Source organism: Hydrogenophaga sp. (genome assembly GCF_018780075.1).
Taxonomy (GTDB): Bacteria; Pseudomonadota; Gammaproteobacteria; order Burkholderiales; family Burkholderiaceae_C; genus Hydrogenophaga.
In genome coordinates this window covers 128,262-151,209 of record NZ_JADMKB010000003.1, presented here as the reverse complement: position 1 = coordinate 151,209, position 22,948 = coordinate 128,262, and the positions used below count along the sequence as shown (strand labels likewise).

Sequence of the window (22,948 nt, the reverse complement as noted above, 5' to 3'; positions counted from 1 at the left end):
ATCGCCGGTCATTAGACCAAATTCTGGTCAAAAAAAAGGACTCACTCGTGGCTGGACACAGCAAATGGGCCAACATTCAACACCGCAAGGGCCGTCAAGACGAAAAGCGGGGCAAGATCTGGACACGCGTCATCCGTGAGATCACGGTGGCCGCGCGCACCGGCGGCGGTGATCCGGCGATGAACCCGCGCCTGCGTCTGGCGATCGACAAGGCCAAGGCCGCCAACATGCCGGCCGACCGCATCAAATACAACGTGGACAAGGCTTCAGGCGCACTCGAAGGGCAGGCGCTGGAAGAGATCCGCTACGAAGGTTATGGCATCGGTGGCGCCGCGATCATCGTGGACACCATGACCGACAACAAGGTGCGCACCGTGGCCGAGGTGCGTCACGCCTTCAGCAAGTACGGCGGCAACCTGGGCACCGACGGTTCGGTGGCCTTCCAGTTCAAGCATTGCGGCCAGATCATCTTTGCCCCCGGCACCTCGGAAGACCAGGTGATGGAAGTGGCACTGGAAGCCGGCGCCGAGGACGTGATCACCGACGACGATGGTGCCATCGAGGTGCTGACCGCTTACACGGACTTCGAGGCGGTGAAAAACGCGCTGGAGGCGGCGGGCCTGAAGCCGGAAGTGGCCGAAGTCACCATGCGACCGGAGAACACCATCGAGCTCGGTGGCGAAGACGCCGCCCGCATGCAGAAGCTGCTGGACGTGCTGGAAGATCTGGATGACGTGCAAGACGTGTTCCACAACGCAGAAATCTCCGAATGAAAGTCCTGGTCATTGGCGGCGGTGGCCGCGAGCACGCACTGGCGTGGAAACTGAAGCAGTCCGAAGGCGTGAGCCAGGTCTTCGTGGCGCCCGGCAACGCCGGGACCGCGCGTGATGTGCAACTGATCAACCTGCCCATCACCGACAAGGTGGCGCTGCGTGAATGGGCGCAGGCCCAGGGCGTGGCGCTCACGGTGGTCGGCCCGGAAGCCCCGCTGGCGGCCGGCGTGGTGGACGAATTCCGGGCCCACGGTCTGCCCATCTTCGGCCCCACGCAGAAGGCCGCTCAGCTGGAAAGCTCGAAGGCGTTCAGCAAGGCCTTCATGCAGCGCCACGGCATCCCCACGGCCGAGTACCAGACCTTCACCGACCCGGTGCAGGCGCACGCCTATGTGGACGCCAAAGGTGCCCCCATCGTGATCAAGGCGGACGGTTTGGCGGCGGGCAAGGGCGTGGTCGTGGCGATGTCGCCGGCCGAGGCGCACGAAGCGATCGACTTCATGCTGCTGGACAACACCCTGGGCGTGGCGCACAACGAAGGCGGCGCGCGCGTGGTGATCGAGGAGTTTCTTGAAGGCGAAGAAGCCAGTTTCATCGTGTTGTGCGACGGCGTGAACGCGCTCGCGCTGGCCACCAGCCAGGACCACAAGCGGCTGCTCGACGCCGACCAGGGCCCCAACACCGGTGGCATGGGCGCCTACTCGCCCGCGCCGGTGGTCACGCCCGCGGTGCACCAGCGCGCCATGAACGAGGTGATCCTGCCCACGCTGCGCGGCATGGCGGCCGATGGCATTCCCTACACCGGCTTCCTCTACGCCGGCCTGATGATCACGCCCGATGGCCGCGTGAAAACGCTGGAGTTCAACTGCCGCATGGGCGACCCGGAAACGCAGCCGATCATGATGCGACTCAAGAGCAACCTGGCGCAGGTGCTGCTGTCGGCCACCCGCGCCGAACTGGACCAGGTGACGCTGGACTGGGACCCCCGCGTGGCGCTCGGCGTCGTGCTGGCCGCCGCCCGCTACCCGCTGAACCCCCGCAAGGGCGATGCCATCACGGGTCTGCCGGCCGACGCGGCCGATGCCATGGTGTTCCACGCCGGCACGGCCGATGCCAACGGCCAGGTGGTGGTCTCGGGCGGCCGGGTGCTGTGCGTCACCGCGTTGGCCGACACCGTGGCCGCGGCGCAGCAACGCGCTTACGGTGTGGTGAACGGCATCCGGTTCGACGGCATGCAGTGCCGCCGCGACATCGGCTTCCGGGCCCTCTGAGCAGCCTCGACACCATGAGTCAACAGACCCAGCGCGTGCGCGACTACCTGACCGGCCTGCAAGACCGCATCACCTCCACCGTGGCCTTGGTCGATGGCGGCCAGTTTGTGGTGGACCACTGGCAGAAGCCCGCCGGCGAAAGCCTGCAGGGCCAGGGCATCACGCAGATCCTGGAGGGTGGTGCGGTGTTCGAGCGCGCCGGCTGTGGGTTCTCGCACGTGTCCGGCCCGCGCCTGCCGCCCTCAGCCACGCAGCACCGCCCCGAACTCTCGGGCGCGCCGTTCGAGGCCATGGGCGTTTCGCTGGTGTTTCACCCGCGCAACCCCTATGTGCCCACGGTGCACATGAACGTGCGCATGATCGCCGCCACGCCCAAGGGTGGCGAGCCGGTGTGCTGGTTCGGCGGTGGCATGGACCTCACGCCCTACTACGGTTTTGAAGAAGACGCGGTGCATTTCCACAGCACCTGCAAGACGGCGCTCGATCCGTTCGGCATGGACAAATACCCGCGCTTCAAGCGGTGGTGCGACGAGTATTTCTATTTGAAGCACCGCGACGAGCAGCGCGGCGTCGGCGGTGTGTTCTTCGACGACTTTGCCGAGTTCGGTTTCGGCGGCAGTTTTGCCATGTTGCGCTCGGTCGGTGATGCGTTCCTGGACGCGTACCTGCCCATCGTGGACCGGCGCCAGCCCACTGCCCACGGGGAGCGAGAGCGCGACTTTCAGCTCTACCGCCGCGGCCGCTATGTGGAGTTCAACCTCGTCTGGGACCGGGGCACACACTTCGGCCTGCAGTCGGGCGGACGCAGTGAATCCATCTTGCTGTCCATGCCACCGCTGGTGAGCTGGTCCTACCAGCGCCAGAGCGCCAATGGCTCGCCGGAAGCGCGCCTGATCAGCGACTTCCTGGTGCGCAAGGACTGGATTTGACACCGCACCCCGAGGCGCCGCAGGGTGTTGACAAGGCCAGCAGACCGCTGCGGGTGGGCATGTTCGGTGGCGCTTTCGACCCGCCCCACCGGGCGCACCGCACGCTGGCCGAAGCCGCGCTCACCCAGTTGGGGCTGGACGTGCTGCACATCCTGCCCACCGGGCAGGCCTGGCACAAATCGCGTGTGCTCACGACGGCCGAACACCGGTTGTCCATGTGCCAGCTGGCCTTTGGCGACCTGCCGAACACCCGGATCGACAGCAGGGAAGTGCGCCGCCAGGGCCCGAGCTACACCGCCGACACCCTGCAGGAGCTGGGGGCCGAGTACCCGGGCGCCGAGCTGTTTCTGGTCTTGGGGGCCGACCAGCTGCTTGCCTTCAAGAGCTGGGTGCGCTGGCCCGAAGTGCTGGCCCAGGCCACACTCGCCGTGGCCAACCGCGCCACCCAGATCGGCGCCGACGCCGTGCACGACGACGGCGAAGAGATGGACCTGTCGGGCGTTGACTTGCCGTTCCGGCGGCTGGCCATGCCACTCAAAAACATCAGCGCCACTGCCGTGCGCGCCCATGTGGGCCAGCCCGTCAGCGGCAGCAGCGAGCTGGCGGTTCTGGTGCCCGAAGCCGTCGCAAGCTATATTTCACAACATTCCCTCTATCAAAAGCCTCCATGACCAGCGAAACCACCGCCAAAAAAGACATTCAGAAACTCCAGCGGGCCATCGTGGATGGACTGGAAGACGTCAAGGGACAAGACATCGTGGTCTTCAACACCGAGTCGATGTCGCCCCTGTTTGAGCGCGTGATCATCGCCAGCGGCACCTCCAACCGCCAGACCAAGGCGCTCGCCGCCAGCGTGCGCGACGCCGTGCGCGAGGCCGGTTTTGACAAGCCCCGCATCGAAGGCGAAGACAACGGCGAATGGATCATCGTGGACTGCGGCGCTGCCGTGGCGCACGTGATGCAGCCCGTGATCCGCCAGTACTACCGTCTCGAAGAGATCTGGGGCGCCAAGCCCGTGCGCCTGAAGCATGGCGACGAAAAGGTCGCGGAGGTCAAGCCTGTGGCGAAGAAGGCCGCGACCAAGACGACCAAGAAGGGCGTGGTCAAGGACGTGAAGCCGGTGGATGCGAAGTCGGTGGCCCGCAAGGCCGCCAAGGCGGTCTCTGCCGCTGCGTCCGCCGCACCGGCAAAAACCGCGGCCAAGCCGGGCACCAAAACCGGTGTGAAGGCCGTGGCCAAGAGCACTGCAAAAGCCAGTGCAAAAACCGCCGCGCCCACCGCAACGCGCAAGCCCGCGGCCAAGGCCGCGCCCACGAAGACGCCCTTGAAAACGGTGGTGGTCAAGCCCAAGTCGGCCACCCGCCCGGCCGCAAAATCAGCGGCCAAACCCGCGGCCAAGCGCGCCGCACCCGCAGCCAAGGTTGCGGCCAAGTCGGCTCCCAAGAAAAGGGCATGAAGCTGGTGATCGTCGCGGTCGGGCAGCGCATGCCCGACTGGGCCCAGACCGCCTACGACGATTACGCCAAGCGCTTTCCGCCCGAGTTGCGGGTAGAGATCAAGACCGTCAAGACCGAGCCGCGCGGCTCCAAGACCGTGGAAACGGTCATGGCCGCCGAGCGCGAGCGCATCGTGGCGGCCTTGCCCAAAGGCTGTCGCACGGTGGTGCTCGACGAGCGCGGCACCACGCTCACGACCAAGGCCCTGGCCCAGCAACTGCAGCAGTGGCAACTGGGTGGAGACGACGTGGCGCTGGTGATCGGCGGGCCAGACGGTCTGGAGCCGGCGTTCCGCGCAGCGGCTCACCAGCGCATCCGGCTTTCCGACCTGACGCTGCCCCACGCGATGGTGCGGGTGCTGCTGATCGAGCAGCTCTACCGCGCCTGGTCGATCAACGCGAACCACCCTTACCACCGCGAGTGAATGGCCCTCTCTCGCCTCCGCTGTGCAGGTCGTTGCCCCAAGGGGGCGGGCTGTTTTTGCGTGGATTGGTCCGGCGGCACAACGCACCTTCATTCATGACATGACCGATTTCATCTACCTCGCCTCCCAGAGTCCACGCCGCAAGCAGTTGCTGGAACAGTGGGGCGTGCGCTGCGAGTTGCTGCTGCCCGACGCCGACGAAGATGCCGAGTCGCTGGAAGCGGTGCTGCCCGGCGAGGCGCCGGCGGCCTACGTGCAACGCGTGACCGGTCTCAAACTGCAGGCTTCGCTGGCGCGGCTCAAGCGCCGGGGCCTGCCAGCGGCCCCCGTGCTGTGTGCGGACACCACGGTGGCGCTGGGGCGGCGCATCCTGGGCAAGCCGGCCGATGCGGCCGATGCCTGCGCCATGCTGGCCGATCTGGCGGGGCGCCGCCACCGCGTGTTGACCGCCGTGGCCGTGGGCCTGCCAGGCGCTCGCAAAGACCGGCAGTGGGCCGCACTGTCCACCTCCTGGGTGGCGTTCGCGCCGCTCACCCCCGCGCAGATCCGTCGTTATGTGCACAGCGGCGAGCCCATGGGCAAAGCCGGGGCCTATGCCATCCAGGGGCAGGCCGCGCTGTGGACCGAGCACATCAGCGGCAGCTATTCGGGCATCATGGGCCTGCCCGCGCACGAGACGGCGCAGGTGCTGGGCGCTGCCGGCGTGAGGCTGCTGTGACGCCGTGGAAACAACCATGAACAGGAACGCCAAGACGCCATGAGCCAGGACATCTTGATCAATTGGGCGCCCCAGGAAACCCGAGTGGCGGTGGTGGAGCAGGGCGCTGTCCAGGAAGTGCACCTCGAACGCACGCTCGAGCGTGGTCTGGTGGGCAACATCTACCTGGGCAAGGTGTCCCGCGTGCTGCCCGGCATGCAATCGGCGTTCATTGACATCGGGCTGGATCGGGCGGCTTTTCTGCACGTGGCCGACCTCATGCCCAACATCGCGGCCAAACACGCGACCCCGCGCGACAAGGCCCCCGCGCCGCCCGCCGACAGGGCGGGGGAGGTTGCCAATGGGCACAACAACCGTGTGCTGGCACCCGACCCGGTCCAGCCCATCGAACGGCAGATCTTCGAAGGGCAGGCGCTGATGGTGCAGGTGCTCAAGGACCCGATCGGCACCAAGGGCGCGCGCCTGACGGCGCAGATCAGCATTGCTGGCCGCTTGCTCGTGTTCCTGCCGCAAGACAACCACATCGGCGTGTCACAGAAGATCCCTCCCGCCCAGCGCGAGGCCTTGCGACAGCGGGTGATGGGGCTGGCCGCGCCCAAGGACGGCAGTGCCACCGGGGGATTCATCCTGCGCACCAACGCCGAGGACGCGAGCGACGAAGAGCTGTCGGAAGACATCGCGTACCTGCGCAAGACCTGGCAGCGCATCAAGGAGGCGGGCTCGCGCCAACCACCCGGCTCGTTGCTGCACGAAGACCTGAACCTGATGCAACGTGTGTTGCGCGACCTGGTGAGCGCCCAGACGCAGTCCATCCGCATCGACTCGAAAGAGCAGTTTGGCCTGCTGCAAACCTTCGCCGCCGAGTTCATGCCGGACACCGGCAAGAAGCTGCAGCACTACACCGGCGAGCGGCCCATCTTCGACCTGTTCAACATCGACGAGGACATCGTCCGCGCGCTCAGCCGTCGGGTGGATTTGAAGTCGGGCGGGTACCTGGTGATCGACCAGACCGAAGCACTGACCACGGTCGATGTGAACACCGGCGGTTTTGTCGGCGCCCGCAATTTCGACGACACGGTGTTCCGCACCAACCTTGAAGCGGCCCAGGCGATTGCGCGTCAGCTGCGCTTGCGCAACCTGGGCGGCATCGTCATCGTGGATTTCATCGACATGGTCCGGGAAGACCACCGTGACGCTGTGCTCACCGAGTTCCGCAAACAGCTGGCCCGTGACCGGGTGAAAACCATGACCGGTGGTTTCTCTCAGCTCGGCCTGCTGGAGATGACGCGCAAGCGCACCCGCGAATCGCTGGCCCACATGCTCAGCGAGGTCTGTCCGGCCTGCAGCGGCAAGGGAGTGGTGAAGACGGCGCGCAGTGTCTGCTACGACATCCTGCGCGAGATCCTGCGCGAGGCGCGCGCTTTCAATCCGCGGGAGTTTCGTGTCGTGGCCTCTGCACAGGTGGTGGAGTTGTTCCTGGACGAAGAGAGCCAGCACCTCGCCGGTCTGTCCGACTTCATTGGCAAGCCGATTTCGCTCCAGTCCGAGGGTTCAATGACCCAGGAGCAGTACGACATCGTGCTGCTGTGAACTGGGGTAGGCAGCCTTTGCTGCACCAGTTTGGTTTTTGGGGATGCGAATGTCCATGGTCAACACCGGTTTCCTGCTGCCGCTGATCGGCTGCGCCATGCTGGCGCTGCCGGCCCACTCGCAGCCTTTGAGTGCATCGCCCGTGGCCTCAACGGCTGCCCGCATGACGCCGTATCTTTTCGGGTCGCTCGGCAGCGCGCATGACAGCGTGATCCACATCGCCGGTGAACTGGGGCAGAGCGTGGGAGCGAGCGACAGCCAGACGGCGCTGCAGCTGGGGGCTGGCATGCAGTTCAACGAGTTGCTGGGCGCGGAAGGGTTTGTTCAGGGCGGCAAGCGACATGGGTATGTGGCGGCCAATGGGCAGCTTCAGGCGCAGGCTGTGCGAACCTTTGGCGCTCGCCTGACGCTGGGCGGCGATGTCACGGACCGGCTGCGCCTGTTTGGCAAGGCCGGCCTGGCGCGCGTGATTCACAGTGGCCGCGCCCAGTGGGGCGCCGCGGCCGAAGGCCAGGCCTACAGCAACCGCCAGTCCCGCTCATTGCTCGGTTTTGGCCTGACCTACCGGCTGACGGACCGCCTGGCCCTGCGGGCCGACGCCGATCACGTCTTCCAGCGGCGCAACGACCAAGACACCGGGTGGGGCAACCTCGACTTTTTCGGGCTGGGCCTGCAGTACAGCTACTGAACCGAACGCTCGCGGCGTCTGTGGTGTTGAGCCGGATGGGCTGTTCAGGTGGGCGTGGCCACGTCGCTCTTGAAACCTTGCGCATGCAGGCGCGCATACAGGCCGTTGGCCTTGAGCAGCTCGCTGTGTGATCCCTGTTCCGAGATCTGTCCATTGGCCAGCACCACGACACGGTCCGCATGTTCGATCGTGGAGAGCCGGTGGGCGATCACCAGCGTGGTCCGCCCCTTCATGAGCCGGGCCAGGGCCTCCTGGACAAGCCGTTCGGACTCGTTGTCCAGTGCCGAGGTCGCTTCGTCCAGGATCAAGATGGGCGCGTCCTTGTAGATGGCCCTGGCGATGGCCAAGCGCTGGCGTTGGCCGCCTGAGAGTTCGGCCGCGTTGTGCCCCACGTTGCTGTGGATGCCCCTGGGCAGGCGCGCGATGAGGTCTCCCAGGTTGGCTGACGACAGTGCTGCGTGCACGCGGTGTTCGTCCAGCGCACCGTCGGCCGCACCCAGGGCCACGTTGGCCGCCAGGCTGTCGTTGAGCATGATCACGTCCTGGCTGACCATGGCGAACTGCCGTCGAAGGCACTTCAGATCCCACGAGGGCAGGGCGACCCCATCCAGCAACACCTCGCCGCGCAACACCTCGACAAAACGGGGCAGGAGGTTCGCCAGCGTCGTCTTGCCCGACCCCGACGGCCCCACCAGTGCGAGCACTTCACCTGGACGCACGCTCAAGGAGATGCCCCGCAGTGCGGTCCGGTTGAGGTCGTCATCCCCGGATTCGGGGGCGTCGTCGCGTGAGGGGTAGCGGACCCACACGTCGTTCAGTTCGATGGCGCCTCGCACCCTATCGACCTGGTGTGCGCCGCTGGATTGTTCGGGTGTCTCTTCGATCAATTCAAGACCACGTTCCAGTGCCGCCAGACCTCGCGTGATCGGGCCGGCGATTTCGGCGAGATGGCGGATCGGTGCGACCAGCATCAGCATTGCGGTCACGAACGCAACGAAGTTGCCCACCGTGACACCACTGCTGCTGCTTTGCCACAAAGCGACGGCGATGACGGCAGACAGCGCCACGGCGGCCAGCATCTGCGTCAGCGGCGTCATGGCCGCCTGTGCGATGGTGGACTTGAGTGCCAGGCGCCGCAGGCCCACGCTGAGCACCTCAAACCGTTCCGACTGGCGCTGCTGGGCCCCATGCAGGCGCACCATGCGGTGGGCCAGCGCGTTTTCCTCCACCACGTAGGCCAGTTCGTCGGTGGCCTGCTGGCTGGAGCGGGTGAGCCGGTAGAGCCTGCGCGAAAGCACCCGCATCACCACGATCAGGCCGGGGAACAGCAGCAGCACGATCAAGGTGAGCTTCCAGTTCAGGAACATCAGGTACCCGAGCAGGGCCAGCAACGTCAGGCTGTCTTTGGTCAGCGTGAGCAAGGCGTTGACCAGCATGGTCGATCCGGTTTGCACCTCGTACACCAACGTGTTGGACAGCTTGCTCGCGCTTTGCCGGGCAAACAGCGTCATCTGTGCGTCGTTGAGCTTGGCGAACATGGCGCGCCGCAGGTTGAGCAAACCCAGGTTCGCGGTGTACGAGAGGGCGTACTGCGCCAGAAACCCCGCCAGACCACGCACGCCGAACAGGCCCAGCAGGGCCGCAGGGACCATCCAGAGCGCGACATTGCCCTGGGCGAATCCGCGGTCCAGCAGCGTCTTGAGCAGCGCCGGGATCATGGGTTCGGTCAACGCCCCCACCAGGGTGCACATGGCCGCCATCACGATGCCCGTTTTGGCCGAACGGAAATACGGCCAGAAACGCAACAAGCGCTGCCGGATGCTGGACTCTGGATCAGGTGTTGGGGCTTGGGTGGAGGTCAAAGCAGCGGGGCCTGGGGTCGTCTGAAGGAAGCGGTCCGAAGAGCACGGCGCCGGGCGACAAGGATATGGCACATCTTGTCACGGCTGGGGCATGCTCATCCGGTATTATCCGTTGGCCCTCTTGAAGCGGCGCTGGCTCAGCGCTGGCACAGGCATCACCACTCACAAACAACGCATGCAGGATTTGAATCGACCCGAATGGCTGCCGTCCCGGCGGCATCTGTTGACCCATGCCGCCGCACTCCCGCTGATGGCGCTGCCCCTGAAAGACGCGCTGGCCCAGTTCAGGGTTGAAGTATCCGGCGCCGGCATGACCCAGATTCCGATTTCGACGGCCGCCTTCCGGGGCAACAGCCAGGTGGATCAGGACATCGCGACCATCGTCCGTGCCGACCTGGAGCGCAGTGGACAGTTCCGGTTCGTGGAACCCTTGCCCGTCCAGATCGACGAAAACACCCGACCCGATCTGGCACCGTGGCGCGAGAAAGGCACCGATGCCTTGTTGACGGGCAGCGTGACGCGCCTGGCCGATGGGCGCTTTGATGTGCGTTTCCGGCTGTGGGACGCGGTGCGGTCCCAGGACATGGGCGGACTGAGTTTTCCCGCTTCGGCCCGCGAGCTGCGTTTTGCGGCACACAAGGTCGCTGACTACGTGTATGAAAAGCTCACGGGCGAAAAAGGCGTGTTTGCCACGCGCATCGCCTACGTCACCAAGGTTGGCCAGCGCCACACCTTGAATGTCGCCGATTCCGATGGCGAGGGGGCGCAATCGGCATTCTCCTCCTCGATGCCGCTGTCATCGCCCAACTGGTCGCCCAACGGCGCCCAGTTGGCCTATGTGTCGTTTGAAGCGCGCAAGGCGGTCATCTATTCGCACGATGTGGCCTCCGGCAGGAGGCGGTTGTTGGCCAACTTTCGAGGCTCCAACAGCGCGCCATCATGGTCGCCCGATGGCCGCCAGCTGGTCGCCGCCCTGGCGGTCACGGGCAATACCCAGATTCATGTCCTGGACACCAACGGCGGTGCGCCAAGGCGCCTCACCCAGTCCGCCAGCATCGACACCGAACCGGTGTACAGCCCAGACGGTCGTTCCATCTACTTCGTGAGCGATCGTGGCGGCTCCCCGCAGATCTACCGCATGGGTGCGCAGGGTGATAACCCCCAGCGACTGACCTTTGTGGGCAGCGAGAGCACCTCCCCGGCCCCCAGCCCTGACGGCCGTTGGCTGGCTTTCGTTTCCAGGGTCGCTGGCGGTGATCGCGTGCACGTGATGGAGCTCGCCAGTGGCAAGGTGACGGTGGTCAGTGACACCGGCTCCGACGAAAACCCGAGTTTTGCACCCAACAGCCGCCTGATTCTTTACGCCACGCGCGCCGGTGGTCGGGAGGCCCTGATGACGTCCACCGTGGACGGACGTGTCAAGACGCGCCTGGCCACCCCTCAAGGCGACATCCGCGAGCCCGACTGGGGGCCTTTTGTGCGCTGATGCCCGTTTTTTCAAAACCTCGCACTTTCAACTTTTGCTTTCACACCGATCCAGAAAGGGACCGTTACATGTTCAAAAATACGACTTCAATGCCACAAGAGCAAGCGCTCATCAGCCGCACCTGGGCAACCCGTTTCGCCAGCCTGTTGCTTGTGTCCGCCCTCGCTGCCTGCGGCTCCAGCGTGAAGCTCGAAGACGCACCTGTGGAAGACCGAAACACCAGCACAGGGCAGGCGGGCGACGGCACCACGGGTGTTGATCCACGCAATGTGGCCGAGGTCCAAGTGCCCGGCATTGACGTTCCACAGCCCGCCGCGTTGTCGCGTGTGGTGTATTTCGACTACGACAGTTTTGCTGTTCGCGCGGATTCCACCGCTGTGTTGGAAGCCAATGCCCGTTTCCTCAAGGCCAATCCGAACCGCAGGGTCGGGCTTGAGGGTCACACCGACGAGCGCGGCAGCCGCGAATACAACATCGCACTGGGACAGAAGCGTGCCGAGGCGGTGCGCCGCGCTCTGGCTTTGCTGGGCGTGTCCGAATCCCAGATGGAGCCGGTGAGCTTCGGCGAGGAACGGCCGGCCGCCATTGGCATGGACGAAACGTCCTATGGCAAGAACCGTCGCGTTGAAGTCACCTACCGCTGACATGACCTTGCGCTCACCCGCTTCCTTGACACCGTTGTGGGGCACCTTGGCGCTGGTGGGCGCCTGCTTGTGGCCCCTGCAGGCCCATGCCCTGTTTGACGACGACGAGGCGCGCAAGGCCATTCTGGACGTGCGCCAAAAATTCGATGCCTACCGGCAATCGAACGACGCCGCCTTGAGTCGCCTCATCAACGAATTGCGTGAAAACAGCGCCACGAGTCAGCGCAGCCTGCTGGAGTTGTCCAATCAGAACGAGCAGTTGCGTGCTGAAATCGCCCGGCTGCGTGGTCAGAATGAGCAACTGGCCCGTGATGTATCGGAGTTGCAGCGCCTGCAAAAAGACGTGCAGGCTGGCGTGGATGCACGGCTGAAGCAGGTCGAACCCGTACGGGTATCGCTCGACGGTGCAGAGTTTGTTGCCGCACCCGAAGAGAAGCGCGACTACGATGCGGCCATGGAGTTGCTGCGCAAGTCCGAGTTCGGCGCTGCGTCTGCGGCTTACGCGGGCTTGCTTCGTCGGTATCCCAGCAGCGGTTACACGGCATCCGCGCTGTACTGGTTGGGCAACGCCCAGTACGCCACCCGAGCCTACAAGGAGTCGATCGACAGTCACCGCCGCCTGGTGACCCAGTTTCCGACGCATTTGCGTGCTCCCGAGGCCATGCTGGCCATGGCCAACAGCCAGGTGGAGCTGAAGGACGGCAAGGCCGCTCAGCGAACCCTTGAAGCGTTGGTGAAGGGTTACCCGCAGTCGGAGGCCGCCGCTGCTGGCCGAGAGCGGCTCGCGCGTCTGCGCTGAAAGCCGCTGAGAGCTGGACCCTCAAGCCAGCCTGGTTCAGCGGAGAGAGGCGGCTTCTACAATGCCGGCATGGACATCGCTGACTTTCAACAATTGCAAACGCTTGTGCTGTGGGCCGCTTTCGCGGCCTCACTGCTTTTTGGCTTCATCGCGCAACGCACCCAGTTCTGCACGATGGGCGCGGTCAGCGACATCGTCAACATGGGTTCTTGGACCCGCATGCGCATGTGGGGCATGGCGGTCGGCGTCGCGTCGATCGGGTTCTACGGGATGGGCTGGCTGGGGTGGATCGACACCGGGAAGACCATTTACGCCTCTGGCCGCATCGTCTGGCTCTCGGCCACTGTGGGCGGGTTGCTGTTTGGATTCGGCATGGTGCTGGCCTCCGGTTGCGGCAGCAAGACACTGGTGCGCATCGGCACGGGCAGCCTGAAATCGCTGGTCGTGTTTTTCGTCATGGGTTTCGTGGCCTTTGCCACGTTGCGCGGTGTTCTCGCTGTGCTGCGGGTCAATACGGTTGACCTGGTGGCTTTCGACATCGCTTCGGGTGGGACGCTGCCCATGTGGCTCACGCAGGCCACGGGCATGGCGCCGGCCACAACAGGTCTGTTGGCGGCGCTGTTGATCGGCGGTGCGTTGGTGATCTGGGCGCTGGCCAGCGCCGATTTCAGGAGTGCCAACAACCTGTTGGCCGGTCTCGGGCTGGGGTCGGTGATTGCGTTGATGTGGTGGATCAGCGGGCACCTGGGTTTTGTGGCCGAGCACCCCGAGACGCTTGACTCGGTGTACCTCGCCACCAACAGCGGGCGCATGGAGTCTCTGACTTTTACGGCGCCCATGGCCTACACGCTCGACTGGCTCATTCATTTCAGTGACACCTCCAAGGTGCTCACGCTGGGCGTGGCGTCGGTCGCCGGTGTGGTGGTGGGCGCGTTCATCGAAGCACTCATGTCCCGCAGTTTTCGATGGGAGGGCTTTCGCAACACGCAGGACACGGCGCTGCATCTCGTGGGCGCCGCGTGCATGGGCGCGGGCGGTGTCACGGCCCTCGGTTGCACGATCGGACAAGGCTTGTCGGGTCTTTCAACACTCAGCCTCACCAGTGCGATTGCCGTGGCGGGCATCATGACTGGCGCCTGGCTGGGATTCCGTTTCCAGATCTGGTTGCTGGAGCGCGAATGAGCGTTGAATTCGAGCGCCGCTTTGGTGGGTTGCGGCGCCTCTACGGTGTGTCCGGTGCACAGGCGATCTTTGATGCCCATGTGGTGGTGGTCGGAATCGGTGGTGTCGGGTCCTGGGCCGTCGAAGCGCTGGCGCGCAGCGGCGTGCGGCAACTCACGCTGATCGACATGGACCATGTGTCCGAATCCAACATCAACCGCCAGATACACGCACTGGAGCCCACGCTGGGTCAATCCAAGGCCGAGGCCATGCGCGAGCGCATCGCGCTGTTTCACCCGGATTGCCAAGTGAATGTGGTCGACGATTTTGTCACCGCAGACAACTGGCCAGCGTTGTTGCCCCTCAACGATGGCATGCCCTCGGGTCTGATCGACGCCTGCGACCAGGTGCGAGCAAAGACTGCACTGGCCGCCTGGGCACTGCGTGAGAAGGTCCCGTTTGTGACGGTTGGTGCAGCGGGTGGTAAACGCCTTGCGCAGGCCGTGCAGGTGGCAGATCTGGCCGAGGTCACTCACGACCCTCTGTTGGCCCAGCTCCGCTACCGTTTGCGCAAGGACCACGGCGCCGCCAGAACCGGGCCCATGCACACCGCATGCGTGTTCAGCCGCGAACCGGTGGCGCCACCCGATGCATCCTGCGAAATTGAAGCGGGTGACGGATCACTGAATTGCCATGGATACGGCTCCATCGTGAGTGTCACTGCCACCTTTGGACTGTGTGCAGCAGGGTGGCTGATGAACGCTCTGGCAAATTCTGGAAAAGCTTTTGCCTCCACTTCAAATCACGCAAAAAGGACGCTATAATTCGAGGCTTCGCAGGATGCAAGCCTGACACTGCGAGACCAAGAGGGGCGTTAGCTCAGTTGGTAGAGCAGCGGACTCTTAATCCGTAGGTCGAGTGTTCGAGTCACTCACGCCCCACCATGAGATTCATGGTTCGGGTCTCGCAGTTGTGAATCTGTTCTGGTAGATGTGAGTCTTCTGGAGCGCCCAGTTGATGGGACGTTAGCTCAGTTGGTAGAGCAGCGGACTTTTAATCCGTTTGTCGTGGGTTCGACCCCCGCACGTCCCACCAAATAAAAAGCCCCGATCGCAAGATCGGGGCTTTTTTCATGCTTGTTTGGTCCTGGGGATGCGCTTGGAAAGCTCACCCCGGATAACCCATTCAAAGCCTACTTTTTCTTCACGAAACCGTAGATCACCAACAGGATCACTGCACCAATCACCGACGCGACAAAACCGGCGATCTGGCCAGGGCCATAGAGACCCAGCGCGGCACCGCCATAGCTGGCGAGAAACGAGCCGGCCACGCCCAGCACAGCGGTCATGATCCAGCCCATGCCGTCGTCGCCGGGTTTGATGGCACGGGCGACAAAGCCCGCGATCAGGCCAATGAACAGTGTTCCGAGAATGGACATCATGTGAGGGTTTACCTTTCAAGTGGGCGGTTGAAAAACACGTGGGGAATGTAGCGCGAAGTTCAATGTCTTGTTGCTCGCCTGTTGCAGCCGAAGAAAGCGGATTGAAACCCTCACCGGCGATCAAGGCTCACACAACGCTGTTGGCCGATTCGATGGCGTCGGTCAGTTCCAACCAGCGCGCTTCCAGCGCCTCGATGTCGTCGTTGACGGCTTTGAGCTTGCGCCCCGCATCGGCCATGGCCGACGGCGTGGTCTGCTGGCTCAGCACAGCCTCCAAAGCCGCTTTTTCATGGGACAGCGCCGCCATGCGCTTTTCGTTTTGCTCCAACTCCTTCTTCAAAGGGCGCAGCTGCTCGGTCAGTTGCTGCCGGCGTTGGGCGTCCTGCTTTCGTTGCTCCGGGCTGCGATTGACCACCTGAGCAGGCGCAGCGGCAGGCGCTGCCACGGCCACAACCGGGGTGGCCGCTGGCGCGTTGCGCTGGTCTTTCTGTTCCTGACGCTGGGCTTCGCGGGCCTGTTTGGCCACGTCCAGCAGATAGCGCTGGTAGTCGTCGAGATCGCCATCGAAGGGGCCGATGCCGCCGCGTGAGACCAGCCAGAACTCGTCGCAGACCGCACGCAACAGCGCGCGATCGTGGCTGACCAGCATGACGGTGCCTTCGAATTCGTTGAGCGCCATCGACAAGGCCTCACGCGTCGCGAGATCGAGGTGGTTGGTGGGTTCGTCGAGCAGCAGCAGGTTGGGGCGCTGCCAGACGATCATGCACAGCACCAGGCGGGCCTTTTCACCGCCGCTCATGCTGCCCACCGCCTGCTTCACCTGGTCGCCGGTGAAGTTGAAGCTGCCGAGGAAGCTGCGCAGGTCCTGCTCGCGCGTGGCCTGACCACTCAGGCGGCTCTGCGCGGTGCATTCGCGCACCAGGCGGATCATGTGCTCCAGCGGGGTGTCGGCGGGTCGCAGCACATCGAGTTCCTGTTGGGCGAAATAGCCGATGTTCAGCCCCTTGCCTTCGGTGACCTGGCCGCTGATCGCCGAAAGGTCGCGCGCAATGGTCTTGACCACGGTGGACTTGCCCTGGCCGTTGGCGCCCAGGATGCCGATGCGCTGACCGGCCAGCACCGAGCGGCTGACGTTGCGCACGATCACGGTGGGCTCGCCGCCGTCTTCCGGCGCGGGGTAGCCAAAGCTGACGTCCTGCATCGCCAGCATCGGGTTGGGCAGGTTTTGGGGTTCGCTGAACTCGAAGGTGAAGTCGGCATCGGCGAGCACCGGGCCGATTTTCTCCATGCGCTCCAGTGCCTTGACGCGGCTCTGCGCCTGCTTGGCCTTGCTGGCCTTGGCCTTGAAGCGGTCGATGAACTTCTGCAGGTGCGCGACCTTCTCTTGCTGTTTGGAGTACGCCGTGGCCTGCAACGCCATCTGCTCGGCGCGCATGTCCTCGAACTTGCTGTAGTTGCCACCATAGCGCGTGAGTTGGGCGCGTTCGATGTGGATGGTGACGTTGGTCACGGCGTCCAGGAACTCGCGGTCGTGGCTGATCACCAGCATGGTGCCGCTGTAACGTTGCAGCCAGGCCTCCAGCCAGACCAGCGCGTCAAGGTCCAAGTGGTTGGTGGGCTCGTCGAGCAGCAGCAGATCGCTGGGACACATCAGCGCGCGCGCGAGTTGCAGGCGCATGCGCCAGCCGCCCGAGAAGCTGTTGACAGGGCGGTCCAGCTCGTCCATGCGGAAACCCAGACCGAGGATCAGGGCTTGCGCGCGGGCCGGGGCGTCGTGCGCACCGGCGTCGTGCAGCGCCATGTAGGCGTGGGCCATGCGCTCGCCATCGTTGCTGTCTTCCGATGCGGTCACCTCCTGCTGGGCGGCAAGCAGGGTCACGTCGCCTTCGATCACGAACTGCGTGGCGGGCATGTCGGTTTCGGGCATGTCCTGCGCCACCTGGGCCATGCGCCACTGGGCGGGCACATAGAAGTCGCCCTTGTCTTCGTGCAATGTTTTGTTGAGCAGACCGAACAGGCTGGACTTGCCGGCGCCGTTGCGCCCGACCAGGCCGACTTTTTCACCGGGGTTGATGGTGGCGGAAGCGCCATCGAGCAGGACCTTCGTGCCGCGACGAAGGACCAGGTTTTTCAATGTGATCATGGGAGGGGCGTTGGCTGGGAAGCCAGTGCCGAAAGGGAATCGGAGGTGAGAAGAAGAACCTGGTCGTCGCCGGCGCTGGTGGACAGCCACATGGCTTCGAGCTGCGGGAACGCCGCTTCGAAGTGTTCGCGTTCGTTGCCGATTTCAAGCACCAGCACGCCGTTCGGGCCCAGGCGGGAGGGGAGATCGCGCAGCAGATGGCGGACGAAGTCCATGCCATCGGCTCCGCCGGCCAGCGCGAGCTCGGGCTCGGCAAGGTACTCGGCGGGCAGGGCGCTCATGCTTTGTGCGTTGACGTAGGGCGGGTTGCACAGCACCAGGTCGTAGGGGCCGGGACAGGCCTTGAGCCCGTCGGATTCGATGAGGGTGATGCGGTTCTGCAGGTCGTGCCGGTCCACGTTGATGCGGGCCACGGCCAGTGCGTCGGCAGAAATGTCGGCGCCGGTGACCTGCACATCGGGGTACGCCATCGCCGCGAGCACGGCCAGGCTGCCGTTGCCGGTGCACAGGTCGAGCACGTTGCGTGTGTTCTCGGACAACCAGGCGTCAAAGCCGCCATCGGCGATCAGCTCCGCGATGAAGCTGCGCGGCACGATGGCGCGCTCGTCGACGTAGAACGACACACCCTGCAACCAGGCTTCGCGCGTGAGGTAGGCGGCGGGCTGGCGGGTCTGGATGCGGCGCGTGATCAGGTCGGCCACGGCCAGGGCCTCTTCGTCGCTGACGGGGGCCTCGGCCATCTCGTCCAGGTCGCCGTCGAGCGGCAGGTGAAGTTGCCAGAGCACGAGCCAGGCCGCTTCGTCGCGGGCGCTGTGGGTGCCGTGGCCATAGGCCAGTTGGGCGGCTTCGAGACGCGCCGTGGCCTCGGCCAGAAGGTCTTGCAGGGTCATGGGGTTCAGCGGCTGGCGACCTGTTGCGACAGGTTGTCCAGCACGCGGCGGTAGATGTTCTTCAGTGGCTCGATGTCGGCCACGGCCACGTGTTCGTCGATCTTGTGGATGGTGGCGTTGGGCGGACCGAGCTCGATCACCTGCGGGCAGACCTGGGCAATGAAACGCCCGTCGCTGGTGCCGCCGGTGGTGGAGAGCTGGGTTTCGATGCCGGTCTCGGTGTGGATGGCGGCTTGCACCGCGTCCACCAGCGTGCCCGGCGCGGTGAGAAAAGGTCGCCCGCCAATGGTCCAGAGCAGCTCATGGTCGGCACCCGCCTGCAGGCCGTGGCGTTGCAGGATGTCCAGCACGCGTTGCTGCAGGCCCTCGGGCGTGGACTCGGTGCTGAAACGGAAATTGAAGTCGATCACCACACTGCCGGGGATCACGTTGCTCGCGCCCGTGCCGCCGTGGATGTTGCTCACCTGCCAGCTGGTGGGGGGAAAGAAGGCGTTGCCCAAGTCCCAGACGGTAGAAGCCAGTTCGGCCAGCGCGGGCGCGGCCAGGTGGATCGGGTTCTTCGCCAAGTGCGGGTAGGCGATGTGGCCCTGGATGCCCTTGACCGTGAGCTTGCCGCTCATGGTGCCGCGGCGGCCGTTCTTGATCATGTCGCCGGTGCGCTCGACCGACGTGGGTTCACCGACGATGCACCAGTCCAGCCGCTCGCCACGTCGCTGAAGCTCCTGGCAGACGATCACCGTGCCGTCGTTGGCGGGGCCTTCTTCGTCGCTGGTCAGCAGGAAGGCGATGTCGATGGCGGGGTTCGGGTTCGACGCGATGAATTCTTCGCAGGCCACCACCATGGCCGCCAGCGAGGCTTTCATGTCGCTGGCGCCCCGGCCAAACAGCTTGCCGTCGCGGTGCGAGGGGACGAAGGGGTCGCTCGCCCAGGCGTCCAGTGGGCCGGTGGGCACCACATCGGTGTGCCCCGCCCACACCAGCGTGGGCCGCTGACCGGTGCCGCGACGCGCCCAGAGGTTGCTCACCCGGAACTCGGCGGGGCCGCTGTCGATGCGCTCACAGTGAAACCCGATGGCCGCGAGTCGACCGGCGATCACGTCCAGGCAGCCCTCGTCGGCGGGAGTGACCGAGGGGCGGGCGATCAGTTCTTCGGTCAGGCGCAGCGTGGCGGTCATCAGAATTTGACGTCGAGCGTGAACTCGGTGAAGGTGGCGGCGTCGCTCTGGTCGTCTTCGCTCGGCGTGGCGTTCTGGTTCGACTTGGACGCGTTGAAGTCGTTTTGCAAACGCCAGAGCAGGTTGTTGGGCGAGTCGGAATGCGCCAGGCCTTCGTTGCGAGACACCAGGCCATCGCTCACCAGCCGGGCCAGGTCTTGTTCGAAGCTCTGCGAGCCCACCGCGAGCGACTTCTCCATGGCTTCGCGCACCGCAGAGAAGTCGGCTTTCTGGATCAGGTCGGCGATCAGGGAGGTGTTGAGCAGCACCTCCATGGCGGGCACGCGGCCACCGGTGTGGGTGCGCAGCAGGCGTTGCGACACGATGGCTCGCAGTGCGGCGGCCAGGTCGCCCAGCATGGTCGAGCGCACTTCCACCGGGTAGAAGTTGAGGATCCGGTTGAGCGCCTGGTAGCTGTTGCTGGCGTGCAGTGTGGCCATGCACAGGTGGCCCGACTGGGCGTAGGCGATGGCCGCCGACATGGTTTCACGGTCGCGGATTTCGCCGATCAGGATCACGTCCGGTGCCTGGCGCAGCGCATTTTTCAAGCCGATCTGCAGCGAGGCCGTGTCGTTGCCGATCTCGCGCTGGTTCACCACCGAGCGTTTGTTGCGGTACACAAACTCGATGGGGTCCTCAATCGTGAGGATGTGCCCCGTGGCGTTCTCGTTGCGGTGGTCGATCATGGCCGCCATCGTGGTCGATTTGCCGGCACCCGTGGCCCCGACCATCAGCACCAGACCGCGTTTCTCCATCACGATGTCGTTCAGGATCGGTGGCACGTTGAGCGAGTCCAGCGTTGGCACGTCGGCGGGGATGTAGCGCACCACCAGCGCGTAGTTGCCACGCTGGCGCATGGCACTGACGCGGAAGTTGCCGATGCCTTCCAGTGGCACGGCCATGTTGAGCTCGCCGGTGTCCACCAGCTCTTCGATGCGCGCCGGCGGCACGATCTCGGACAGCAGGTTGCGCGGCGCGTCCGGCGGCAGCACCTGGCTGTTGATCGGGATGGTCTGGCCGTTGATCTTGATCATCGCCGGCGCATGCGCCGTCAGGTACACGTCCGACGCCTTCTTCTCGGCCATCAGACGCAGGATGCGCTCCATCGTTCCGCTGCTCATGCCAGACCTTTCAAGAACTCAAAAAACAAAAAAACTCGTCGGCGACCGTGCTTTGAGTCCAGAACACCGCAGAACCGGCTTTGCCGGGCTGCAGGTGTTCTCCACCTGGGGGGAAGACGCGAAGCGGCGCAGGGGGGTCAATCTCGGAGCAAGTCGTTCAGGCTGGTCTTGGAGCGCGTTTGAGCATCCACCGTCTTGACGATGACCGCTGCGTAAGTGCTGTAGTCCTTGCCCGATGCCGTTTTCTTGGGCAGGCTGCCGCTGATGACCACGCTGCCGCTCGGCACGCGGCCAAACGAGACCTCGCCGGTGTCGCGGTTGAAGATGGGCGTGCTCTGGCCGAGGTAGACGCCCATGCCCAGCACGGAGTTCTCTTCGACGACCACGCCTTCGACGACTTCCGAGCGCGCGCCAATGAAGCAGTTGTCTTCGATGATGGTGGGGCCGGCCTGCAGCGGCTCCAGCACGCCGCCGATACCGACGCCGCCGGAGAGGTGCACGTTCTTGCCGATCTGGGCACACGAGCCCACGGTGGCCCAGGTGTCCACCATCGTGCCTTCATCGACATAGGCGCCGATGTTCACGTAGCTCGGCATCAGAATCGCGCCCTTGGCGATGAAGCTGCCACGGCGCGCCACGGCCGGCGGCACCACGCGCACGCCGGTGGCCTTCATTTCGGCTTCGCTCAGGTGGGCGAATTTGGTCTGCACCTTGTCGAAGAACGCCAAGTCGCCGGCCTTCATGACCACGTTGTCCTTCAGGCGGAAGGACAACAGCACCGCCTTCTTGATCCACTGGTGCACCGTCCACTGGCCCACGGCCTCGCGCGTGGCCACGCGCAGCTGGCCGCTGTTGAGTTGGCTGATGACGTGTTCAACGGCGTCCAGCACCTCCTTGGGCGCGGAAGCGGGGGAGAGTTCAGCGCGGTTGTCCCAGGCGGTTTCGATCAGGGCTTGCAGTTGTTGGGTCATGTTGTGAAGTGAAGTTGCAGGGTGTGTGTTGGGCGGAGGCCGACCGGACGGGCGGCTCAGCGGTTTGTCTGACAGAACTGGACAATGCGGTCCGCGGCTTCCAGGCATTCGGCGGGCTCGGCCACCAGGGCCATGCGCACCCGGCCCCGGCCGGGGTTCACGCCCTGGGCTTCGCGGGCCAGGTAGCTGCCGGGCAGAACCGTGACATTGTATTGAGCCAGCAGCTCGCGAGCGAAGGCCTCGTCGGCGCTCAGGCCGGGCACACGGCTTTCAAAGGCGGGGGGAACGCCCGCCCAGAGGTAGAAAGCCGCGTCGGGCAAGGCCACGTCCAGCACCGTGGCGAGCCGGGGCGTGACCGCCGCGAACTTCTCGCGGTACTGGCGGCGGTTGTCGATCACGTGGTCTTCGTCGCTCCAGGCGGCCACGCTCGCGGCCTGCACGGCAGGGCTCATGGCGCCGCCGTGGTAGGTCCGGTAGAGCAGGAAGGCCTTGATCAGCGCGGCATCGCCGGCCACGAAGCCGCTGCGCAGCCCGGGCACGTTGCTGCGTTTGGACAGGCTGGTGAACATCATCAGGTTCTTGAAGTCAGCGCGACCCAGCTTCACGGCCGCTTCCAGCCCACCCAAGGGCGGCTCGTCGCGGAAATAGATCTCGCTGTAGCACTCGTCGGACGCGATCACGAACCCGAAGCGGTCGCTCAACTCGAACAGCTTCTTCCACTCGTCCAGCGGCATCACCGCGCCGGTGGGGTTGCCCGGCGAGCAGACGAAGATCAGCTGCGTGCGCGCCCAGACCTCGTCGGGCACGCTGTCCCAGTCCACCGCAAAGTTGCGCGACGGCACGCTCGGCACGTAGTACGGCTGGGCGCCACCGAGCAGGGCCGCGCCTTCGTAGATTTGATAGAACGGGTTGGGAAAGGCCAGCGTGGCGCTCGGTTGGGAGGCGTCCAGCACCGTCTGGGCAAAGGCAAACAGCGCTTCGCGCGAGCCGTTCACCGGCAGCACCTGGGTGGCCGGGTTCACCGTGACGTTGTAGCGCCGCCGCATCCAGTCGGCGCAGGCCTGACGCAACGACGGCTCGCCGGCGGTGGCCGGGTAGCCGGTCAGGCCGGTGTCGAGCGCGGCGGCCAGCGCGTCTTTCAGCATCTGCGGCGTGGCGTGTTTGGGTTCGCCGATGCCCAGGCTGATCGGTCGGTGCGTTGGGGAGGGCGTGACACCCGCGAACAGCTGGCGCAGCCGCTCGAAAGGGTAGGGCTGGAGGCGGGAAAGCAGGGGATTCATGGGCCGAGATTATCGGCCATGCCCCTCTGGCGCCGCTTCCACGCGCG

General features: G+C 65.0%; 22 protein-coding genes and 2 tRNA genes. 16 read left to right on the top strand and 8 right to left on the bottom strand.

Translation table 11 applies throughout. From position 1 onward, the window contains the following. Positions 1-47 precede the first annotated feature (47 nt). The 9 genes from IV088_RS00850 to IV088_RS00810 all read left to right on the top strand — a co-directional run bounded on the left by IV088_RS00850 (position 48) and on the right by IV088_RS00810 (position 7,889). A complete protein-coding gene (locus IV088_RS00850; protein WP_236965484.1) occupies positions 48-773 on the top strand; it encodes a YebC/PmpR family DNA-binding transcriptional regulator in 726 nt (241 codons plus the stop codon). Then, on the top strand, positions 770-2,044 hold the full coding sequence (gene purD / locus IV088_RS00845; RefSeq protein WP_291096672.1) for a phosphoribosylamine--glycine ligase: 1,275 nt from the start codon (positions 770-772) through the stop codon (positions 2,042-2,044). Before IV088_RS00850 ends, purD begins: the two co-directional genes overlap by 4 nt. A 14-nt stretch (positions 2,045-2,058) precedes the next feature. Beyond that, positions 2,059-2,973, top strand: coding sequence for an oxygen-dependent coproporphyrinogen oxidase (gene hemF / locus IV088_RS00840; RefSeq protein WP_291096670.1), 915 nt, complete (start codon positions 2,059-2,061; stop codon positions 2,971-2,973). Continuing rightward, positions 2,970-3,644 carry a nicotinate (nicotinamide) nucleotide adenylyltransferase gene (nadD, locus tag IV088_RS00835; RefSeq protein WP_291096668.1) on the top strand — a complete coding sequence of 225 codons (675 nt, stop codon included), beginning with the start codon at positions 2,970-2,972 and terminating at the stop codon, positions 3,642-3,644. The genes hemF and nadD overlap by 4 nt, the downstream gene beginning before the upstream one ends. Continuing rightward, the gene (rsfS, locus tag IV088_RS00830; RefSeq protein WP_291096666.1) at positions 3,641-4,429 is read left to right on the top strand and encodes a ribosome silencing factor; all 789 of its coding nucleotides are present in this window, start codon (positions 3,641-3,643) and stop codon (positions 4,427-4,429) included. The genes nadD and rsfS overlap by 4 nt, the downstream gene beginning before the upstream one ends. Then, positions 4,426-4,893 carry a 23S rRNA (pseudouridine(1915)-N(3))-methyltransferase RlmH gene (gene rlmH / locus IV088_RS00825; protein ID WP_291096664.1) on the top strand — a complete coding sequence of 156 codons (468 nt, stop codon included), beginning with the start codon at positions 4,426-4,428 and terminating at the stop codon, positions 4,891-4,893. Before rsfS ends, rlmH begins: the two co-directional genes overlap by 4 nt. Before the next feature lie 100 nt (positions 4,894-4,993). Beyond that, on the top strand, positions 4,994-5,611 hold the full coding sequence (locus IV088_RS00820; protein ID WP_291096662.1) for a nucleoside triphosphate pyrophosphatase: 618 nt from the start codon (positions 4,994-4,996) through the stop codon (positions 5,609-5,611). 39 nt (positions 5,612-5,650) lie between these two features. After that, on the top strand, positions 5,651-7,201 hold the full coding sequence (rng, locus tag IV088_RS00815; protein ID WP_291096660.1) for a ribonuclease G: 1,551 nt from the start codon (positions 5,651-5,653) through the stop codon (positions 7,199-7,201). 49 nt (positions 7,202-7,250) lie between these two features. Continuing rightward, positions 7,251-7,889 (top strand): outer membrane beta-barrel protein, encoded by a 639-nt coding sequence (locus tag IV088_RS00810; protein WP_291096658.1) that lies wholly within the window; start codon positions 7,251-7,253, stop codon positions 7,887-7,889. A gap of 44 nt (positions 7,890-7,933) precedes the next feature. Here IV088_RS00810 and msbA read toward each other — a convergent pair whose 3' ends face one another. Then, positions 7,934-9,694, bottom strand: a complete 1,761-nt coding sequence (gene msbA / locus IV088_RS00805) for a lipid A export permease/ATP-binding protein MsbA (RefSeq protein WP_291097064.1) — start codon at positions 9,692-9,694, stop codon at positions 7,934-7,936. A gap of 232 nt (positions 9,695-9,926) precedes the next feature. Between msbA and tolB the strand changes: the two genes are divergently transcribed. From tolB to IV088_RS00770, 7 genes are all read left to right on the top strand, one after another. Beyond that, positions 9,927-11,237: a Tol-Pal system beta propeller repeat protein TolB gene (gene tolB, locus IV088_RS00800; RefSeq protein ID WP_291096656.1), complete on the top strand. Its 1,311-nt coding sequence runs from the start codon at positions 9,927-9,929 to the stop codon at positions 11,235-11,237. A gap of 68 nt (positions 11,238-11,305) precedes the next feature. Continuing rightward, on the top strand, positions 11,306-11,881 hold the full coding sequence (gene pal, locus IV088_RS00795) for a peptidoglycan-associated lipoprotein Pal (RefSeq protein ID WP_291096654.1): 576 nt from the start codon (positions 11,306-11,308) through the stop codon (positions 11,879-11,881). A 25-nt stretch (positions 11,882-11,906) separates the two neighbouring features. After that, complete coding sequence (gene ybgF / locus IV088_RS00790; RefSeq protein WP_291096652.1) at positions 11,907-12,680, top strand: tol-pal system protein YbgF; 774 nt, start codon at positions 11,907-11,909, stop codon at positions 12,678-12,680. A gap of 69 nt (positions 12,681-12,749) precedes the next feature. Continuing rightward, positions 12,750-13,862 (top strand): YeeE/YedE family protein, encoded by a 1,113-nt coding sequence (locus IV088_RS00785; RefSeq protein WP_291096650.1) that lies wholly within the window; start codon positions 12,750-12,752, stop codon positions 13,860-13,862. Further along, positions 13,859-14,665 carry a tRNA threonylcarbamoyladenosine dehydratase gene (locus IV088_RS00780; RefSeq protein WP_291096648.1) on the top strand — a complete coding sequence of 269 codons (807 nt, stop codon included), beginning with the start codon at positions 13,859-13,861 and terminating at the stop codon, positions 14,663-14,665. Before IV088_RS00785 ends, IV088_RS00780 begins: the two co-directional genes overlap by 4 nt. A 44-nt stretch (positions 14,666-14,709) precedes the next feature. Continuing rightward, positions 14,710-14,785 (top strand) — tRNA-Lys (locus IV088_RS00775). A 75-nt stretch (positions 14,786-14,860) separates the two neighbouring features. Then, positions 14,861-14,936 (top strand) — tRNA-Lys (locus tag IV088_RS00770). Between the two features lie 97 nt (positions 14,937-15,033). Here the strand turns inward: IV088_RS00770 and IV088_RS00765 are convergent. The 7 genes from IV088_RS00765 to dapC all read right to left on the bottom strand — a co-directional run bounded on the left by IV088_RS00765 (position 15,034) and on the right by dapC (position 22,901). Continuing rightward, positions 15,034-15,282, bottom strand: coding sequence for a GlsB/YeaQ/YmgE family stress response membrane protein (locus IV088_RS00765; protein ID WP_291096646.1), 249 nt, complete (start codon positions 15,280-15,282; stop codon positions 15,034-15,036). Positions 15,283-15,409: 127 nt separating this feature from the next. Further along, positions 15,410-17,425 carry an ABC-F family ATP-binding cassette domain-containing protein gene (locus IV088_RS00760; protein ID WP_291096644.1) on the bottom strand — a complete coding sequence of 672 codons (2,016 nt, stop codon included), beginning with the start codon at positions 17,423-17,425 and terminating at the stop codon, positions 15,410-15,412. After that, complete coding sequence (gene prmB / locus IV088_RS00755) at positions 17,422-18,315, bottom strand: 50S ribosomal protein L3 N(5)-glutamine methyltransferase (protein WP_291096642.1); 894 nt, start codon at positions 18,313-18,315, stop codon at positions 17,422-17,424. The genes IV088_RS00760 and prmB overlap by 4 nt, the downstream gene beginning before the upstream one ends. Positions 18,316-18,320: 5 nt before the next feature. Then, on the bottom strand, positions 18,321-19,490 hold the full coding sequence (dapE, locus tag IV088_RS00750; RefSeq protein ID WP_291096640.1) for a succinyl-diaminopimelate desuccinylase: 1,170 nt from the start codon (positions 19,488-19,490) through the stop codon (positions 18,321-18,323). After that, positions 19,490-20,650 (bottom strand): PilT/PilU family type 4a pilus ATPase, encoded by a 1,161-nt coding sequence (locus IV088_RS00745; RefSeq protein ID WP_291096638.1) that lies wholly within the window; start codon positions 20,648-20,650, stop codon positions 19,490-19,492. Before IV088_RS00745 ends, dapE begins: the two co-directional genes overlap by 1 nt. Before the next feature lie 137 nt (positions 20,651-20,787). Then, positions 20,788-21,621 (bottom strand): 2,3,4,5-tetrahydropyridine-2,6-dicarboxylate N-succinyltransferase, encoded by an 834-nt coding sequence (gene dapD, locus IV088_RS00740; RefSeq protein ID WP_291096636.1) that lies wholly within the window; start codon positions 21,619-21,621, stop codon positions 20,788-20,790. A 56-nt stretch (positions 21,622-21,677) separates the two neighbouring features. Further along, a complete protein-coding gene (dapC, locus tag IV088_RS00735) occupies positions 21,678-22,901 on the bottom strand; it encodes a succinyldiaminopimelate transaminase (protein ID WP_291096634.1) in 1,224 nt (407 codons plus the stop codon). Positions 22,902-22,948 lie beyond the last annotated feature (47 nt).

Excerpts from the sequence above, each read along its gene's own strand:
- purD (WP_291096672.1), top strand. The coding sequence starts at position 770 with ATGAAAGTCCTGGTCATTGGCGGCGGTGGCCGCGAGCACGCACTGGCG.
- hemF (WP_291096670.1), top strand. The coding sequence starts at position 2,059 with ATGAGTCAACAGACCCAGCGCGTGCGCGACTACCTGACCGGCCTGCAA.
- rsfS (WP_291096666.1), top strand. The coding sequence starts at position 3,641 with ATGACCAGCGAAACCACCGCCAAAAAAGACATTCAGAAACTCCAGCGG.
- rlmH (WP_291096664.1), top strand. The coding sequence starts at position 4,426 with ATGAAGCTGGTGATCGTCGCGGTCGGGCAGCGCATGCCCGACTGGGCC.
- IV088_RS00820 (WP_291096662.1), top strand. The coding sequence starts at position 4,994 with ATGACCGATTTCATCTACCTCGCCTCCCAGAGTCCACGCCGCAAGCAG.
- rng (WP_291096660.1), top strand. The coding sequence starts at position 5,651 with ATGAGCCAGGACATCTTGATCAATTGGGCGCCCCAGGAAACCCGAGTG.
- IV088_RS00810 (WP_291096658.1), top strand. The coding sequence starts at position 7,251 with ATGTCCATGGTCAACACCGGTTTCCTGCTGCCGCTGATCGGCTGCGCC.
- tolB (WP_291096656.1), top strand. The coding sequence starts at position 9,927 with ATGCAGGATTTGAATCGACCCGAATGGCTGCCGTCCCGGCGGCATCTG.
- pal (WP_291096654.1), top strand. The coding sequence starts at position 11,306 with ATGTTCAAAAATACGACTTCAATGCCACAAGAGCAAGCGCTCATCAGC.
- IV088_RS00785 (WP_291096650.1), top strand. The coding sequence starts at position 12,750 with ATGGACATCGCTGACTTTCAACAATTGCAAACGCTTGTGCTGTGGGCC.
- IV088_RS00780 (WP_291096648.1), top strand. The coding sequence starts at position 13,859 with ATGAGCGTTGAATTCGAGCGCCGCTTTGGTGGGTTGCGGCGCCTCTAC.
- IV088_RS00765 (WP_291096646.1), bottom strand. The coding sequence starts at position 15,282 with ATGATGTCCATTCTCGGAACACTGTTCATTGGCCTGATCGCGGGCTTT.
- IV088_RS00760 (WP_291096644.1), bottom strand. The coding sequence starts at position 17,425 with ATGATCACATTGAAAAACCTGGTCCTTCGTCGCGGCACGAAGGTCCTG.
- prmB (WP_291096642.1), bottom strand. The coding sequence starts at position 18,315 with ATGACCCTGCAAGACCTTCTGGCCGAGGCCACGGCGCGTCTCGAAGCC.
- dapE (WP_291096640.1), bottom strand. The coding sequence starts at position 19,490 with ATGACCGCCACGCTGCGCCTGACCGAAGAACTGATCGCCCGCCCCTCG.
- IV088_RS00745 (WP_291096638.1), bottom strand. The coding sequence starts at position 20,650 with ATGAGCAGCGGAACGATGGAGCGCATCCTGCGTCTGATGGCCGAGAAG.
- dapD (WP_291096636.1), bottom strand. The coding sequence starts at position 21,621 with ATGACCCAACAACTGCAAGCCCTGATCGAAACCGCCTGGGACAACCGC.
- dapC (WP_291096634.1), bottom strand. The coding sequence starts at position 22,901 with ATGAATCCCCTGCTTTCCCGCCTCCAGCCCTACCCTTTCGAGCGGCTG.